This window comes from Brevibacterium sp. K11IcPPYGO002 (genome assembly GCF_050920635.1).
In the GTDB taxonomy this organism is placed as follows: domain Bacteria; phylum Actinomycetota; class Actinomycetes; order Actinomycetales; family Brevibacteriaceae; genus Brevibacterium.
Genome location: NZ_CP131929.1, coordinates 1,112,717 through 1,127,072, shown reverse-complemented (window position 1 = coordinate 1,127,072; position 14,356 = coordinate 1,112,717). Strand labels below are relative to the sequence as shown.

Genomic DNA, 14,356 nt, shown 5'->3' with positions numbered 1-14,356 from the left:
TGGAGGGGACGACGAAGGGGCGCCTCCTGTGAGGTTGAGTCACAGGAGGCGTCCCAAGTGGCAGCCTGCAGCTTCCATCCAGGTCAGCCGCGGTGGGTCGGCCGCTCGGTCACATCATGTGGTGCCGATGGGCACCGGCTCGACCGCGGCGTGTCCACAGCGCTGACGTGCGAGTGGAAGCCGGACCGAATCAGCCGCGCTGGATTCCTTCGATATTGCGCAGGACACCGGTGGTGCTGCCGTCGGAGTCGCGGACCTTGAACGAGGATCCGTTGTCCTCGAGACTGAGGTACCAGTCGCCGGGGTAGATCGTGAACACCGGCATTCCGGTGGTCTCGTCCACGGCTTCGCGCGGCTCGGGAACGGCGAACCAGAACGCCTGGATGATGGGGCGTCCACCGTCCTGGTTCTGTGCCTGACCGTTGTCCTGACCGGCGTTCCGGCCGTTGTTCTGCTCATCAGCAGACCGGTTCTGACCGGCATCGGCGGGCACCGGCTGGTTGTCGACGGCCGTCTGCGCCATGGTCTCGTCGGTCGAGCTGTCCGGGCGCCCGTCGGTCTCCGGACGGTTGGCATAGTCGGCGACGGGAACGTACTGAGTCGGCTCTTCGCTTTCGGGAGCGATCGTCCGCTCCGCACTGGTGGCCGGCTCCATCACAGCGGTCGCCTGCCCGTCGTCGTCCCCCGCCGTGTCGTCGCCAGCAGTTGCCGTGTCATCGCCCGCAGACGCCGTGTCATCGGCCGGAGTGCTGACAACCGTAGCCTCGGTGGAGCGGACATTCGCATCGTCGTCTTGACCCTGCACCGGGGCTTCGTCGGTCGAGGCCGAAGAATCCGATGGCGAGGCGGTCGAGGACTGTGCAGCCGATCCCGCGCCGGCGACTTCTGTGTCTTCTGCGGAGTTCGTATCCGAGGACTTCGCGTTGACCTTGGAGACCAGGTCGCTGCTCTCGGCCGGCGACACGACCGTCGGGGTGTCGTCCTCCTTCGCCGAGGCGGCCATGGACCTGTCCGCAGACGTGTCCTCGTTCGCCGCATCGGTCTCAGCAGCCGGCACGGAGTCGGTCTCCGATTCGGGAGCGGCGTGGCGGCCACGCCGACGTTCGGAGTCCGAGTGTGCGGCGGCGACACCGGCAGCACCGGCGCCGATCACCCCGGCGCCTGCAGCAGCGGCCGCAGCGCCCGGGTGTGTCTTGTCTCCTGTCTCGGTGGGCTGGGCCTCGGCTTCAGCGGCCTGGCCGCTCGCGCCGGTGGGCTGACCGTCGGCCGCATCGGCCTGCGGCCGGCCGGCTCCGACTCCGAATGTCTGAGTCGGTTCGCTCTGCGAATGCTGCGGGGCGTCCGAATCGCGACGGCCCAGATAGGTCTGACCGTCACCGGTGCTGTGCACCGGTCCGTCGGCCGAGGCCTGATCAGTTGTCGCGTCCTCGTATCCGGGCGCAGCGCCCGCCTCCGAGGTGCCGGCAGGTGCGGCGAAGGAGCTGGCAGAACGCTCGGCGTCCTGCTCCTGCGGCGGAGCGTAGGGGCTGGGCTGGTTCTGCTGTTCCGGACCGCCGAAATGACCCGACTGACCGAACTGGTCCTGCTGACCCTGCTGTGCAGGCTGACCCGACTGTCCCGGGCCGCCGAACTGGTCCGACTGTCCCCGACCGCCGAACTGACCCGACTGTCCTGACGCACCGAACTGAGTCGACTGGCCCGACTGTCCCGGCGCACCGAACTGAGTCGGCTGGCCGGACTGTCCCGGGCCGCCCGGCTGACCGAACGGAGACGGCTGGCCGGGTCCCTTCTGTCCTGCACCGGCCGGAGCGGCACCATACGGTGCGAATCCGGGTGCGCCGGCACCCGGTCCGGTCGCACCGGGCACATTGGCCACTGGTGCCGGATGCTGGGTGTGCTTGGTGACGGGGCGAGCCTTCGGATGGGTTTCGATGTCCTCGCGGCCGGCGAATTCCTTGGCGAAGAACGGCAGCATCGTGAACACACCGGCGAAGAATGCGATGAGCCCGGCGAAGAACGTCAGGTACGAGCCCACATGCCAGTAGACCGCCGAGGTGAGCAGGTCGATGAACACATAGGTGAAGGCGATCGCCGAGAGCACGGAGATGAATTGGTCGAGGCTGAGGGATCCGACCCGCAGTCGGCTGCTGCCGAGCTTGTTGACGAGTACGGCCGCCACGAGGAGCAGGATCGTGAGCACCCCGAATACGAGCGCGCCCATATCCGCGACGTTCCAATGCCACAGAGTCGTCGTCTCATGTCCGAAGCCGTAGCTGTAGCTGCGGTAGGGCACGAACAGGGCGATGAAGGCGAGCAGACCGGCGAAGAGGAGGAAGAGATCGCGCAGAGTCAACGGGCCGAGGATTCCCGGGCCGGTCTTCCGCTTGGGCGCAGGCGCTTGGCCGAACTGACCCTGGCCCGGCGCTGAGCCGTACGGTCCCGGTGCCGATCCGTACTGCCCGGGAGCAGAACCGTATGGTCCGGGTCCCGACCCGTACTGGGCCGGAGCCGATCCATAGGGTCCTTGCGCGGCGGGCTGTCCGGGTGCCGAACCATAGGGCCCGGGTGCGGAACCATAGGCCGGCGCGGGAGCCGCACCGAACTGTCCCGGTCCCGACCCGTAGGCTGGCGGCTGACCACCGGGCTGCTGCGCGTTCTGACCCGGGTACTGCGGGGGCTGATCCTGCCACGGCTGTGGCCCGGACCCGGTTGGATGCTGCGGCGAACTCATCGCTGACTCCAGTCGATCTCGGGGAAAGGTAACAGTGTTTCCGTGTCCGCGCGGGTCGGATCCCGACGGACTCTGACCCCATCCTTGCAGAACACAGGCCTCCTGTGCACTCATACGCGCTTTCTCAGGCACGTCGGGAACCGCGCATTCCCGCACCGAGGAGGCTCTTCGGTGACCTCATCACCGTCGAAGCCATGTGACCCATACCACGACAATTGCGCGGCGGCTACCCCCGATTTCCCCGTTCATCGGATGAAACTGCCCTCCACTGCCCCCGACCACCGGTATACAGTGCAACTAGAATTTTCGATCCACCAAGGAAGTCGGAGGGAAAGCATGACCGAAACCGCTGCCGAGCAGACAGAGACGTTTGCCCCGCCTGAGCAGTTCGCCTCAGACGCCAACGTCAAGGCCGACGAATACGAACGTGCCGAGGCAGACTACTTGGGCTTCTGGGCCGAGCAGTCCCGCGAGCTCGTCGACTGGCACGAGGACTTCGATGAGGTCCTCGATTGGACGAATCCGCCGTTCGCGAAATGGTTCGTCGGCGGGAAGCTCAATGTCGCCTATAACTGCCTCGACCGCCACGTCCTCGCCGGCAACGGCGACCGGGTGGCCATCAACTTCGAAGGCGAACCGGGCGATTCCCGTGCTTTCACCTATGCCGAACTTCTCGCCGAGGTGTCGAAGGCGGCGAACACGCTGACCGACCTCGGCGTCAAGAGCGGCGACCGGGTCGCCATCTACCTGCCGATGATTCCCGAAGCCGTGATCTCGATGCTCGCCTGCGCTCGCCTCGGTGCTGCACATTCGGTCGTCTTCGGCGGATTCTCCGCCGATGCACTGCACTCGCGCATCATCGACGCCGAAGCCCGCGTCGTCATCACCGCCGACGGCAGCTACCGTCGCGCCAAGCCCACGAGCCTCAAGCCGGCCGTCGACGAAGCGATCTCCCGGGGTGACACTCCGGTCGAGCACGTTCTCGTCGTCAAGCGCACCGGACAGGACGTCGATTGGGTCGAAGGCCGCGACCAGTGGTGGGAGGATTCCGTCGGCCGGGCCAGCGACGAACACGAATGCGAGTTCTTCGACTCGGAGCACCCCCTGTTCATCCTCTACACCTCCGGGACGACAGGAAAACCCAAGGGCATCCTCCACACCACCGGCGGCTACCTCACTCAGGTGCTGTACTCGATGAAAGCGGTCTTCGACATCAAGCCCGAGACGGATGTCTTCTGGTGCACCGCCGACGTCGGCTGGGTCACCGGTCACTCCTATGTCGCCTACGGCCCACTGGCCGCCGGCACCACTCAGATCATCTACGAAGGCACCCCGGACACTCCGCATCAGGGTCGCTGGTGGGAGATCATCGAGAAGTACAAGGCCACGATCCTTTATGCCGCCCCGACGGCGATCCGCACGTGCATGAAGTGGGGCGAGGAGATCCCGGCGAAGTACGATCTGTCCAGTCTGCGCCTGCTCGGCAGCGTCGGCGAACCGATCAACCCCGAGGCCTGGCGCTGGTACCACCGCGTCATCGGCGGTGAGCGCTGCCCGATCGTCGACACCTGGTGGCAGACCGAGACCGGGGCCCATATGATCGCTCCCCTGCCCGGCGTACTGTCGACCAAGCCCGGCTCCTCACAGCGTCCGATTCCCGGCATCTCCGTCGATGTCGTCGATGATTCGGGTGAGAACCCGGCCGGCCCCGAAGGCGGGCTGCTCGTCATCCGCCGCCCATGGCCGTCGATGCTGCGCGGGATCTGGAAAGACCCGGAGCGCTTCAAGGAGACCTACTGGTCGCGGTTCGAAGACACGTACTTCGCCGGCGACGGGGCCCGCCGCGATGAGGACGGGGACATCTGGTTCCTCGGCCGCGTCGACGATGTGATGAATGTGTCCGGTCACCGCCTGTCCACCGCAGAGATCGAGTCCTCGCTCGTCGCGCATCCCAAGGTCGCCGAGGCGGCTGTGGTCGGCGCTGCCGACGATACGTCCGGTCAGGCCGTCGTCGCGTTCGTCATCGTCTCCAATGGAGTCGAGGACTCGCCAGAGACCGCTGAGGAGCTGCGTCAGCATGTGGGCAAGGACATCGGCCCCATCGCGAAGCCGAAGAAGGTCCACATCGTCACGGACCTGCCCAAGACCCGCTCCGGCAAGATCATGCGTCGCCTGCTCAAGGACGTTGCCGAGAACCGCGAGGTCGGCAATACGTCGACCCTCGCCGATGCCTCGGTGATGGACCAGATCGAAAAGTCCGTCGCAGAAGCCTGAACCTCGCTCTGAGGCCGAGGTCGGATGACCCGTCGGTGACAGACGGCCCTGCCGCATAGCGGCCGTCGTCGGGATCCGACGGGTTTTCCAGGTTCCCCGCCGATTCGCCTTTGGCCGCAGGGCGCGATCAGACTACTCTTAAGTTAGATTGTCCTCGTTCTCGATTTAGGAGCTCTCATGGCCGAACGGTCCATCAGCGAACTGATCAAAGGCATCAGCGACGATTCCAAAGCGATCGCCGAAGAAGAGATTGCCCTCGCCAAGGCCGAAGCCACTGCCGGCGCGAAGAACCTGGGCATCGGAGCCGGACTGGCCGTTGTCGCTCTCTTCCTGCTCTTCCTGTCCTCGTTCATGGTGATCTTCGCCGGTGCGGCCGCATTCCATGAGGGACTGGGCTGGCCGTGGTGGGGCAGCTTCCTCATCGTCTTCGGTATCCTCGCCGTCATCGCGATCGTCCTCGTTCTCATCGCCCTTCCGCTGTTCAAGAAGGGCAACCCGGTTCCCGGCACCGCGATCGGCTCGGCCAAGTCGCTGGTGGCCTCCGTCAAGCGCGCAGTGAAGAACCCCTCGGGACCCAGGTACTGACACTCCTTGCGATACTGAGAACCGCGGCAGGAACGAAGGCGGCGCCGGACATCAAGTCCGGCGCCGCCTTCGCATCTGCCTCAGAAATCGATGTCTCAGAAATCGATCGCGATTGGAGCCGTCTTGTCCCATGCGCCCGCCCAGCCGAGGTGGTCGAGGGCGAAATCGAGGATGCCGGCAGTGAAGCCCCAGACCTTGAGCACTCCGACGTCGAAGGCCGGGGTCGAGATCTTCAGATCGGGACGGGAGAAGGTGCCGCGATTGGCAGGGGCGACGAGATCGGCGATGGCCACCCGGTAGACAGAATACGACTCCCGCTGATCCATCACATGCACCCGACCGGGCTGACGCCAATAGCCGACCACCGGTGTCACCTCGAACTTCGAAACCGGGATATAGAGCGGATCCATCTCTCCGAGCACTTCGACGGTGTCCGGGGCGATTCCAGCCTCTTCCTCCGCTTCACGCAGTGCGGCGGCCGCCATGGAATCGTCTTCGGGGTCACGGCCCCCTCCGGGAAAGGCGACCTGGCCGGGATGATGGCGCAAGGTCGCAGCCCGCTGGAGGAGCACGATGTCGACATCGGCGACGCCGAGTTCGGTCAGGCGCTTCTCTTGTGCTTCTCCCGCCTCGGTGCGGGCTTCTCCCCCACGCCCGAAGAGCATGAGCACGGCGGCGTCACGGGCGGCAGCCTCGGCCGTTCCCTTCTGTCGGCGCAGCCACAGCGGGGACCCGTGCGAGACGGCGAGGGCTTCGAGCTGCCCGCGCAGGGCTCCATCGGCGATCGTCGCCGATTCGGGTGGAAGGTCGGGGATTCGGGCGCTCACGGTCCGTCCTCGGCGACAGCCTCCTCGGCGGGAGTGGCCAAGGGTGCCATTTCGAACCGGAGCATGGCGCGTGCCTTCTCCGGGTCGAGCTCCCCGATGCCGAACGAGGGGCACAGCGCGGTCAGGGGGCAGGCTCCACAAGCGGGCTTGCGGGAATGACAGATGCGGCGGCCGTGGAAGATCACCCGATGCGAGAGCATGGTGAGGTCCTTCTTCGGGAACAGGGCCGCGATCTCATGTTCGGCCTTGACGGCATCGGTCTCCTCCGTCCACCCGAAGCGGCGCGCCAACCGTCCCATATGGGTGTCGACGGTCAGTCCTGGAGTGTCGAAGGCGTTGCCGAGGACGACGTTCGCGGTCTTGCGCCCGACTCCGGCGAGCTTGACGAGCTTGTCCAACTTGTTCGGCACCACACCGTCGTACTCGTCGACGAGTTCGTTCGCGAGCTTGACGATGTTGCGGGCCTTCGCCCGGTAGAACCCGGTGGAGCGGATGTGCTCCTCGACCTCGATGAGATTGGCCACGGCCAGGGCATGAGCGTCGGGGAAGGCGGCGAAGAGGCTCGGGGTGACCGAGTTGACGCGGATATCGGTGGTCTGAGCGGACAGGACGGTGGCGATGAGCAGCTGGAACGGAGTCTCGAAGTCGAGCTCGCATTTCGCGTTCGGATACACCTCGGCGAGGATGCGATGGATCTTCCGGGCCCGGCGGGTCCGCCCCAGCAGGGTCTCCTTCGCGAACTTCCGCGCGCTCTTCTCTGCCACAGTCAACACGACTCACCATCCTAATCCGTGCCCCGCCATTCCGCAGTCACGCCGGTCACACCCTCGGCTCAGGCATGTGTGCCCGGATCCGCGCGCCGGGACGCGACCGTCTGCGGAAACGGTGAGGTCGGGAGTCGCGTCGGGCGATGCGGCAGAGGTTTTCAGACTGATGGGCCACACTCCCGCGTCTTTGCTGGTATCGATGCAGATGACCAGGTAGATTTATGTGTGATTATCACGACAAGGAGGAACCAGTGGATATTGAAGTGGTGCGGGGCGCGACGCTCTTCGCAGGTCTGGACGATGAAGCCACCAGTGCATTGATGAAGTTCATGAACCCGCGGAGTCTCCGTCGGGGAACCGTGCTCTTCCATGAGGGCGATGCCGGTGACGAGCTCTACATCGTCTCCTCGGGCAAGCTCAAGATCGGCCGCGAGTCCTCCGATGGCCGTGAGAACCTGCTGTCCGTGGTCGGCCCGGGCGAGATCATCGGCGAGCTCAGCCTCTTCGATCCCGGCCCACGTTCGACCTCTGTCACCGCGGTTTCCCAGTCGGAGCTGCTCAGCCTCAGGCACGAGGACCTCACCACCTGGCTCAACGAGCGCCCGCAGGCCGCGATGAACCTGCTCAAGGCTCTCGCCCAGCGTCTGCGCCGCACGAACGAGACCGTCGGCGACCTCGTCTTCTCCGACGTGCCCGGCCGTGTCGCCAAGGCCCTGCTCGACCTGGCAGCCCGCTTCTCGAAGCCGGCACCCGACGGTGTGCTCGTCGCTCACGACCTCACCCAGGAAGAGCTCGCTCAGCTCGTCGGCGCCTCCCGTGAGACCGTGAACAAGGCGCTGGCTGACTTCGCCGCCCGCGGCTTCATCCGTCTCGAGGCTCGCTCCGTCGTCATCCTCGACATGGACAGGATGCGCAACCGCGCCCGCTGATCCTCCTCGCGGCGTCGTAACCGCCACAGCGCACGAACGCCCCAGCCGCTTCGGCTGGGGCGTTCGTCCTGGTCGGGACAATTGTGCGACGTGACCGGCGCTCGCCGTCGAAGTGGCTGTCGCGTCAGCGGCGTGCTTCAGGCATCGGCTGCGGGCAGAGCGTCGAGGTAGGCCAGCTGGGCCTTGACGATCTGTTCGGCTGCCGGCCGCACGCTGTCATCGACGTCGTGGTAGACGATGTCACAGACCCCCGAGGCGGTGCTCGCTCCCTGCTCGAGTGCCGCTTTGACCTGCTCGATGCGTTCGAGTCGGTGGGACCGGTAGTAGTCGATCACCTCGGCGGGTGCGTCGATACGCTCGCCGTGGGCCGGCTCGATGATCGCGAACTCACCGGCGTCGAGCAGTTCTCTCAACCGGTCGAGGGAATTCAGGTAGTCACGCAGCGAACCTTCCGGGTGGGTGACGATCGTCGTCCCCTCCCCCAGGATCGTATCGCCGCTGTAGAGGGCACCGGAGTGGATGAGGCTGATGCTGTCGCTCGTGTGGCCGGGGGTGGCGACGACGCGCAGGACATCCGCCGGGGTGCCGCCGAAGGCGACCTCGTCGCCGTCGACCACGGGATCCGTGTGCCGGGCGAAACGCTCGAGCACAGCATAGACGGGCACCTCAGGGGCCCACTGGTCGATGCTTCCGAGCATCTCGGAATGGTCGGCGTGCTGGTGGGTGAGAACGATCGCCGCCAGATCACGGTCGGCCACCTCGGCGAGGAAATTCTCACGGTGATCGGCCATCTCCGGTCCGGGATCGATGACGACCGCGGAGGTGTCGTCCTGACTGGTGAGCACGTAGGTGTTCGTTCCGGTCAGGGTCATCGGGCTGGGATTGTTCGCACGGATTCTCATGAGTCGTCGCTCTCCTCGTCTGTCGTTTCGTCGTCGTCATCGCCGCTGAAGGTCAGGAAGCCGGGGTTCTGGTCGGTGTCGGTCTCGCCGACGGCAACCGCACGGTCGCGCAGACTGCCTTTGCTGTGAGGGTCCTTGCCGGTGTGGATGACCACTTTCCAATCGCCGTCTTCGGCGATGATCTCCGGCCGCAGCGGGTGAACGTTGCGGATCTGTGCCATGGCCGCCCCCACAGACGGGACCCCGGTGAGGCTTTCGACGATGATGCGGGCGGCCGCGCTGATGCGGTTGGGGTCCCCACCCACCTCGGCGAGGATCTGTCCGGGGCGTTTCCAGCCGGCGGAGGTCTCGTTCGGGGACAGGAAGTCGACTTCCTGGCCGAAGGGGACGGTGGCGATGAAGTAGGTGGTGTCGAACCGGTGCAGCTGGGTGGGAGTGTTGATCCAGCGCAACCACGGTTTGCACAGATCGGGACGCAGCCGCAGGTCACGGTCGCGTAGGACCTGCGACCAGGACACCTCGTTCGAGAACAGCCTCGACCGGGTGGTGTGCCAGTCTGTCTGCGGTGAGGCCACGATCTCCCGGTCGACATCCTCGGCGAGCAGGATTCCGGTGGCGGCGAAGGTGATGCGGGCGGCCGCGGAGAAGTGGTGAAGGGCGCGGGATTTGTTCTCGATGCTCAGCGCACGCGCGCACCGGGCCGAATTCCATCCGGCCAGAGGCAGCTTCCGCACATCTCCCGGGCGCAGGCTGCTGGTGGGAAATGCCCACCGGTTGCGGTCTTCGACGCCGCGAGCGTCGAGCTGCCGGGTGATGAAGAGTTCCAGCCCGTCCGCGGAGTCCCGGATCAGCACGATCGCCGAGGTGGGGCGCGGGGCTTCGGGGACGGGCCACCGTCCGTCGGACTGCCAGTGGTCGAGCAGCCACCGCAGTTCCGACGAGACGGGAAGAGTGCGTCCGCTAAGCGGCATCGCCTGAGACCTCGACGATGACTTCGACCTCGACGGGGGTGCCCAGCGGCAGGGTGTTCACGCCGACAGCGCTGCGGGCGTGCTGCCCGCGGTCTCCGAAGATCTCGCCGTAGAGTTCGGACACGCCGTTGATGACGGCCGGCTGCTGGGTGAAGTCATCGGCGGAGTTGACGAAGCCGGTGACCTTGACGACGCGCACGATCTGATCGAGGTCGGCGATGACTCCGGCGATAGCGGCAAGGGCGTTGAGCCCGGCTGTGCGTGCCAGCTGGTAGCCGGTGTCGAGGTCGACGTCCGTGCCCAGGTGTCCGGTGGCGGGCAGTTTGCCGTCGACAACCGGAAGTTGGCCGGAGGTAAAGACGTAGTTCCCGGTGCGCAGTGCAGGGACGTAGGCGCCGGCAGGGGTGGCGATCTCGGGCAGTTCGAGGCCGAGTTCGGTCAGACGCTCAAGGGTCTTCGACATGGTTGCTCTTTTCGACGTAGGTGGTCAGGAGGGTGATGGTGGTGCGGGGATGCTCAGCAGCCGCCTCGGTGCCGGAATCGGATCATTCCTTCGGTCGTTTGAGGTAGGCCACGAGTCCGTTGTTGTCAGGACCCGGGACGACCTGCACGAGTTCGTATCCGTCCTCACCCCACTGGTCGAGGATCTGCTTCGTCGCATGGACGATGAGCGGCACGGTGACGTATTCCCACTTGGTCATGATTCTCCTCAGTTGTAGATGCGTCGCCGAGGCGGTCCGAAAGTGATCCGGTGTGCCGACTATCTCTGATCTGATCGACGACGCTGGTCCGTTCCCCACACTAGCCCAGACCGGGCGAGCCGGGCACCTGCGTTCCGTGACGGCCGTGTGCTCGGCTCAAGTGGGTGCGGGCCTGCAGGCACACGGGACTGTGAAGGCGGGGAGGATCTGGTCCTCCCCGCCTTCACAGGAACGGTGTCCGATGGCTTCTATCAGCCGGTCACGGTCACGAGGTCACCGGTTCAGTTGCCGCCGAGGCCGGGAGCTTCGTCGCCGTCGTTGCCACCGTTGTTGCCACCGCCGTTTCCGCCGCCGTTGTTGCCGCCGCCTCCGTTGTTTCCGGAGTTGCCGCCTCCACCGTTTCCGCCGTTTCCGCCGGTGCCTCCGCCGCCGGTTCCGCCGTTGCCTTGGCTGCCGCCACCGCCGCCTCCACTGCGGTTCGTGCCGGACGAGGAGCTGCCTCCACCGGACCCACCGCCCTGGAAGAACTTGCTGCTGGGCTTCGGGAAGCCGGTGTTGCCCTTGGTCTCCTTGACTGCCTGGCTCATATACGCCTGCCAGGTCTTACCGGAGATCGTGGCACCGTAGATGTGGCCGCGAACAGCGCCGGCACCGTTCGTGCGCCAGTCATGCGTACCGCTCGGGTCTCCCGTCCAGACCGCGGTCGACAGGGTCTTTGTGAACCCGAGCAGCCAGGTGTGACCGACCTCGAAGTTCGTCGTACCGGTCTTCGCACCGGCCGGGACGCCGATTTTCAGCTGACTGGTCGTACCGCCGTTGAACGTCTGCGTCAGTGCGTAGGCGACGCCCCTGGCCACATCCTTCGACAGGACTCGCTTGCAGCCTTCACCCGGCAGGTCGAGCTTCTCGCCCTTGCGGTCCTTGATCTCGAGGATTGGTTTGGGACCGCAGAACTCACCCTCGTTGGCGAAGGTGGCGAACGCCGCGGCCATGGCGATGGGCGTGGTCTCCGTCGTTCCGAGGATCGACGACGGGGACAGGGCCTGGATGAAGCCGGACTTGTCTTCATAGTCCAGGGTCTCACCGCTTCCGTAGCGGATGCCCAGATCCATCGCGGTGTCCATGATGTCGCACATGTTCATCTGGTTGCCCATGGCCGCGTAGCCCGTATTGACGGAATTCTTCGTTGCCTCGAGCGCGGTCATTGAGCCCTTGCCTTCGCCGTCGCCGGCGTTGTTCGGGTCCCAGTCTCCGGCCATGTTCGGACAACCGTCGTACTTCCAGGAGCTTGCCGGGAAGTTGCGTTTCGTCGCATTGACCGTGGTGTTGAGGCTCTTGCCTTCCTTCAGCCAAGCCGTGAGCACGAAGGGCTTCCACGTCGAACCGACCTGGAATCCGCCGCCGCCGTTGTGCTTCTTGTCGACGGTGTAGTTGATCGAGGTCTTCTTGTTCTTGTCCTTCTTCTTGACTTCTCCCGCGGTGTACTCACGGTTCTCTGCCATTGCGATGACTTCACCGGTTCCCGGTTCGATCGTCACCAGGGCATGTCCGGCGCCGGAGGGGTCGCCGACGGGGACGCGCTTCTTGACCTCTTTGTCCGCGATCTTCTGAATATCCGGATTGAGGCTGGTCTTGATCGTCAGGCCCCCGCGTTGGAGGAATGCAAGTCTCTCGTCGGCAGTATCCCCGAAGGTCTCATCATTCATGATGACGTTCTGTACGTAGTTGCAGAAGAATTCGCCTTTGCTCTTCGCCGCGGAGCAGCCATTCGGCGTCTCGTGCAGATCGAGATCGAGGTCGGTCTTGACCGCCTTGTCGTATTCCTTCTGCGTGATGTGATCGTACTTGAGCATCTGTCCCAGCACGGTGTTGCGACGCTTGAGCACCTGATCGGGGAACCGCTGCGGGTTGAACGCCGAGGGGTTCTGCACGATTCCGGCGAGCATCGCCGACTGCTGGATGTTGAGATCCTTGGCGTGGATTCCCCAATACCGGTAGGCGGCAGCTTCGACGCCGTAGACGTTCGGGGATCCCGAGTAGTTGTTGATGTTCATGTAGCGGTTGAGGATTTCCTTCTTGTCGTACTTCTTCTCAACCGCGACAGCGAGTTTGGCTTCGCGCAGCTTACGTGCGTAGCCGGCAGTGCCTTCGGACTCCTTCGCCGCCGCCACGCCTTCGGAGTTGTCCTCGGCGTGCGCGTTCTCTGCGAGCACGTTCTTCACGTACTGCTGGGTCAGCGTCGATCCGCCCTGAGTCGTCGAGGACACCATATTGTGCACCGCTGCACGAGCGATGCCTTCGATGTCGACACCGCCGTGTTCGAAGTACCGGTAGTCCTCGACCGCGATCGTCGCGTTCTGCATGTCCTGCGAGATCTTATCGAGAGGCACTTCCTGGCGGTTCTGCCAGTAGAACTCCGCGAGCTCAGAACCGTCGGAGGCGAGCATCGTCGACTTCTCTCCGAGGTCCTTGATCTCCAAGGTAGCGGGAAGCGAATCGAAGATCTCGACAGCACTGTTCGCACTGGCTGTTGCGACGCCGACGCCGGGAATGGCCAGACCGGCCGCGACGATTCCCGCCACCGCACTGACGGCCACGAACTGCATGAACGCGCCCATTTTTGTGGGTGGGGCGTTTGACTCAGGAGACACCATGGTAGTCAGTTTAACGAATTCGCCTTGTGCAGATCTTCAGAAATCGCTGAACGGCCTAGGCTCTTGCAACGAGTTCCAGGACGCTGACTTCCGGTCGGCAGGCAAAACGCACTGGTGAGTACGGTGAGAAGCCGAGTCCTGCGGAGATCGTGACGAGACTCTGCCGGTAAGGGAAAACTCCGCGTGCGCGTGTCCGATCGAGGTCGCAGTTCGTCACCGGTGCGCCCCAGAAAGGCACACGGATCTGTCCGCCGTGCGTGTGTCCGGCCATGATGAGATGCGCCCCCGCCGAGGCGAATGCCTCCAAGGTCCGCGAATACGGAGCATGTGTCACTCCCACTTTGAGACCGGCCGACGGATCGAATTGCGGATGCTCGAGGTCGCCCTCCCCCGGTTCTCCCCCACTCCAGCGGATCCGATCACGGTCGATATGGGCGTCGCCGAGGCCCGAGAAGTGGATACGGGTGCCCTTGATCGTCAGGGCCGCCTCGGTGTTGTCGAGGGAATGCCATCCCTGCCCGCCGGCCCTGGAGACCGACGCGGATGTCGGTTCTTCGAACCCGCGGACGAGGGACTTGACGTCGAGGTCGGGGTTGACGCGGTGCTTGACCTGGGACGGTGAGCGCAGATACTTCGCAGGGTTCTTCAGCTGCGGGGAGAAGAAGTCGTTCGACCCGAGGACGAACACACCGGGGATGTTGAGGAGTCCCGAGTAGACGTCGAGGACCTCGGGCACGATGTCGGCGGAGAGGTTGTCGCCAGTATTGACCACGAGGTCGGGTTCGAGGCGAGTGAGCGCTGTGACCCAGGCGGCGCGATGCTTCTGCCAGGGAGCCAGGTGCAGGTCGGCGACGTGGAGGATCCGGATGGGCTCGGCTCCGGCAGGCAGGATCGGCAGGGTGTGGCGGCGGATGGCGAAGAGGTGCGGTTCGATGACCGCACCCCAGATTCCGGCGGCCGCGGGAACGGCAAGAGCACCGGCGAGGAGAGCGCGCTTCTTCATTCCCCCAACTCT

General features: G+C 65.0%; 12 protein-coding genes. 3 read left to right on the top strand and 9 right to left on the bottom strand.

Translation table 11 applies throughout. The annotated features are described in order from the left end of the window. Positions 1-190: 190 nt before the first annotated feature. Entirely contained in the window at positions 191-2,731 is a 2,541-nt protein-coding gene (locus QYM46_RS05020) for a hypothetical protein (RefSeq protein ID WP_432791105.1), read from the bottom strand. 336 nt (positions 2,732-3,067) lie between these two features. On the opposite strand from QYM46_RS05020, the gene acs reads away from it, so the two are divergent. Further along, positions 3,068-5,005, top strand: a complete 1,938-nt coding sequence (gene acs / locus QYM46_RS05015; protein WP_432791104.1) for an acetate--CoA ligase — start codon at positions 3,068-3,070, stop codon at positions 5,003-5,005. 177 nt (positions 5,006-5,182) lie between these two features. Further along, the gene (locus QYM46_RS05010) at positions 5,183-5,590 is read left to right on the top strand and encodes a phage holin family protein (protein ID WP_169251578.1); all 408 of its coding nucleotides are present in this window, start codon (positions 5,183-5,185) and stop codon (positions 5,588-5,590) included. Between the two features lie 95 nt (positions 5,591-5,685). Here QYM46_RS05010 and QYM46_RS05005 read toward each other — a convergent pair whose 3' ends face one another. Both QYM46_RS05005 and nth read right to left on the bottom strand, forming a co-directional pair. After that, positions 5,686-6,417 (bottom strand): NUDIX hydrolase, encoded by a 732-nt coding sequence (locus QYM46_RS05005; protein ID WP_432791103.1) that lies wholly within the window; start codon positions 6,415-6,417, stop codon positions 5,686-5,688. Next, positions 6,414-7,190, bottom strand: a complete 777-nt coding sequence (gene nth, locus QYM46_RS05000) for an endonuclease III (protein WP_432791102.1) — start codon at positions 7,188-7,190, stop codon at positions 6,414-6,416. The genes QYM46_RS05005 and nth overlap by 4 nt, the downstream gene beginning before the upstream one ends. 245 nt (positions 7,191-7,435) lie before the next feature. On the opposite strand from nth, the gene QYM46_RS04995 reads away from it, so the two are divergent. Then, entirely contained in the window at positions 7,436-8,113 is a 678-nt protein-coding gene (locus tag QYM46_RS04995; protein ID WP_025778077.1) for a Crp/Fnr family transcriptional regulator, read from the top strand. 137 nt (positions 8,114-8,250) lie between these two features. Here QYM46_RS04995 and QYM46_RS04990 read toward each other — a convergent pair whose 3' ends face one another. The 6 genes from QYM46_RS04990 to QYM46_RS04965 all read right to left on the bottom strand — a co-directional run bounded on the left by QYM46_RS04990 (position 8,251) and on the right by QYM46_RS04965 (position 14,344). Further along, positions 8,251-9,015 (bottom strand): MBL fold metallo-hydrolase, encoded by a 765-nt coding sequence (locus QYM46_RS04990; protein ID WP_432791101.1) that lies wholly within the window; start codon positions 9,013-9,015, stop codon positions 8,251-8,253. After that, positions 9,012-9,986, bottom strand: coding sequence for a hypothetical protein (locus tag QYM46_RS04985; protein WP_432791100.1), 975 nt, complete (start codon positions 9,984-9,986; stop codon positions 9,012-9,014). The genes QYM46_RS04990 and QYM46_RS04985 overlap by 4 nt, the downstream gene beginning before the upstream one ends. Further along, on the bottom strand, positions 9,976-10,449 hold the full coding sequence (locus tag QYM46_RS04980) for a RidA family protein (protein ID WP_432791099.1): 474 nt from the start codon (positions 10,447-10,449) through the stop codon (positions 9,976-9,978). The genes QYM46_RS04985 and QYM46_RS04980 overlap by 11 nt, the downstream gene beginning before the upstream one ends. A gap of 82 nt (positions 10,450-10,531) precedes the next feature. Then, the gene (locus QYM46_RS04975; protein WP_009883339.1) at positions 10,532-10,687 is read right to left on the bottom strand and encodes a hypothetical protein; all 156 of its coding nucleotides are present in this window, start codon (positions 10,685-10,687) and stop codon (positions 10,532-10,534) included. Between the two features lie 281 nt (positions 10,688-10,968). Then, complete coding sequence (locus tag QYM46_RS04970; protein ID WP_432791098.1) at positions 10,969-13,293, bottom strand: transglycosylase domain-containing protein; 2,325 nt, start codon at positions 13,291-13,293, stop codon at positions 10,969-10,971. A 103-nt stretch (positions 13,294-13,396) separates the two neighbouring features. Then, entirely contained in the window at positions 13,397-14,344 is a 948-nt protein-coding gene (locus QYM46_RS04965) for a metallophosphoesterase (RefSeq protein WP_432791097.1), read from the bottom strand. Between the last annotated feature and the right edge of the window lie 12 nt (positions 14,345-14,356).

Coding starts and splice junctions, on each gene's coding strand:
- QYM46_RS05020 (WP_432791105.1), bottom strand. CDS start 2,731: ATGAGTTCGCCGCAGCATCCAACCGGGTCCGGGCCACAGCCGTGGCAG.
- QYM46_RS04975 (WP_009883339.1), bottom strand. CDS start 10,687: ATGACCAAGTGGGAATACGTCACCGTGCCGCTCATCGTCCATGCGACG.
- QYM46_RS04980 (WP_432791099.1), bottom strand. CDS start 10,449: ATGTCGAAGACCCTTGAGCGTCTGACCGAACTCGGCCTCGAACTGCCC.
- acs (WP_432791104.1), top strand. CDS start 3,068: ATGACCGAAACCGCTGCCGAGCAGACAGAGACGTTTGCCCCGCCTGAG.
- QYM46_RS04965 (WP_432791097.1), bottom strand. CDS start 14,344: ATGAAGAAGCGCGCTCTCCTCGCCGGTGCTCTTGCCGTTCCCGCGGCC.
- QYM46_RS04970 (WP_432791098.1), bottom strand. CDS start 13,293: ATGCAGTTCGTGGCCGTCAGTGCGGTGGCGGGAATCGTCGCGGCCGGT.
- QYM46_RS04985 (WP_432791100.1), bottom strand. CDS start 9,986: ATGCCGCTTAGCGGACGCACTCTTCCCGTCTCGTCGGAACTGCGGTGG.
- QYM46_RS05010 (WP_169251578.1), top strand. CDS start 5,183: ATGGCCGAACGGTCCATCAGCGAACTGATCAAAGGCATCAGCGACGAT.
- QYM46_RS04990 (WP_432791101.1), bottom strand. CDS start 9,015: ATGAGAATCCGTGCGAACAATCCCAGCCCGATGACCCTGACCGGAACG.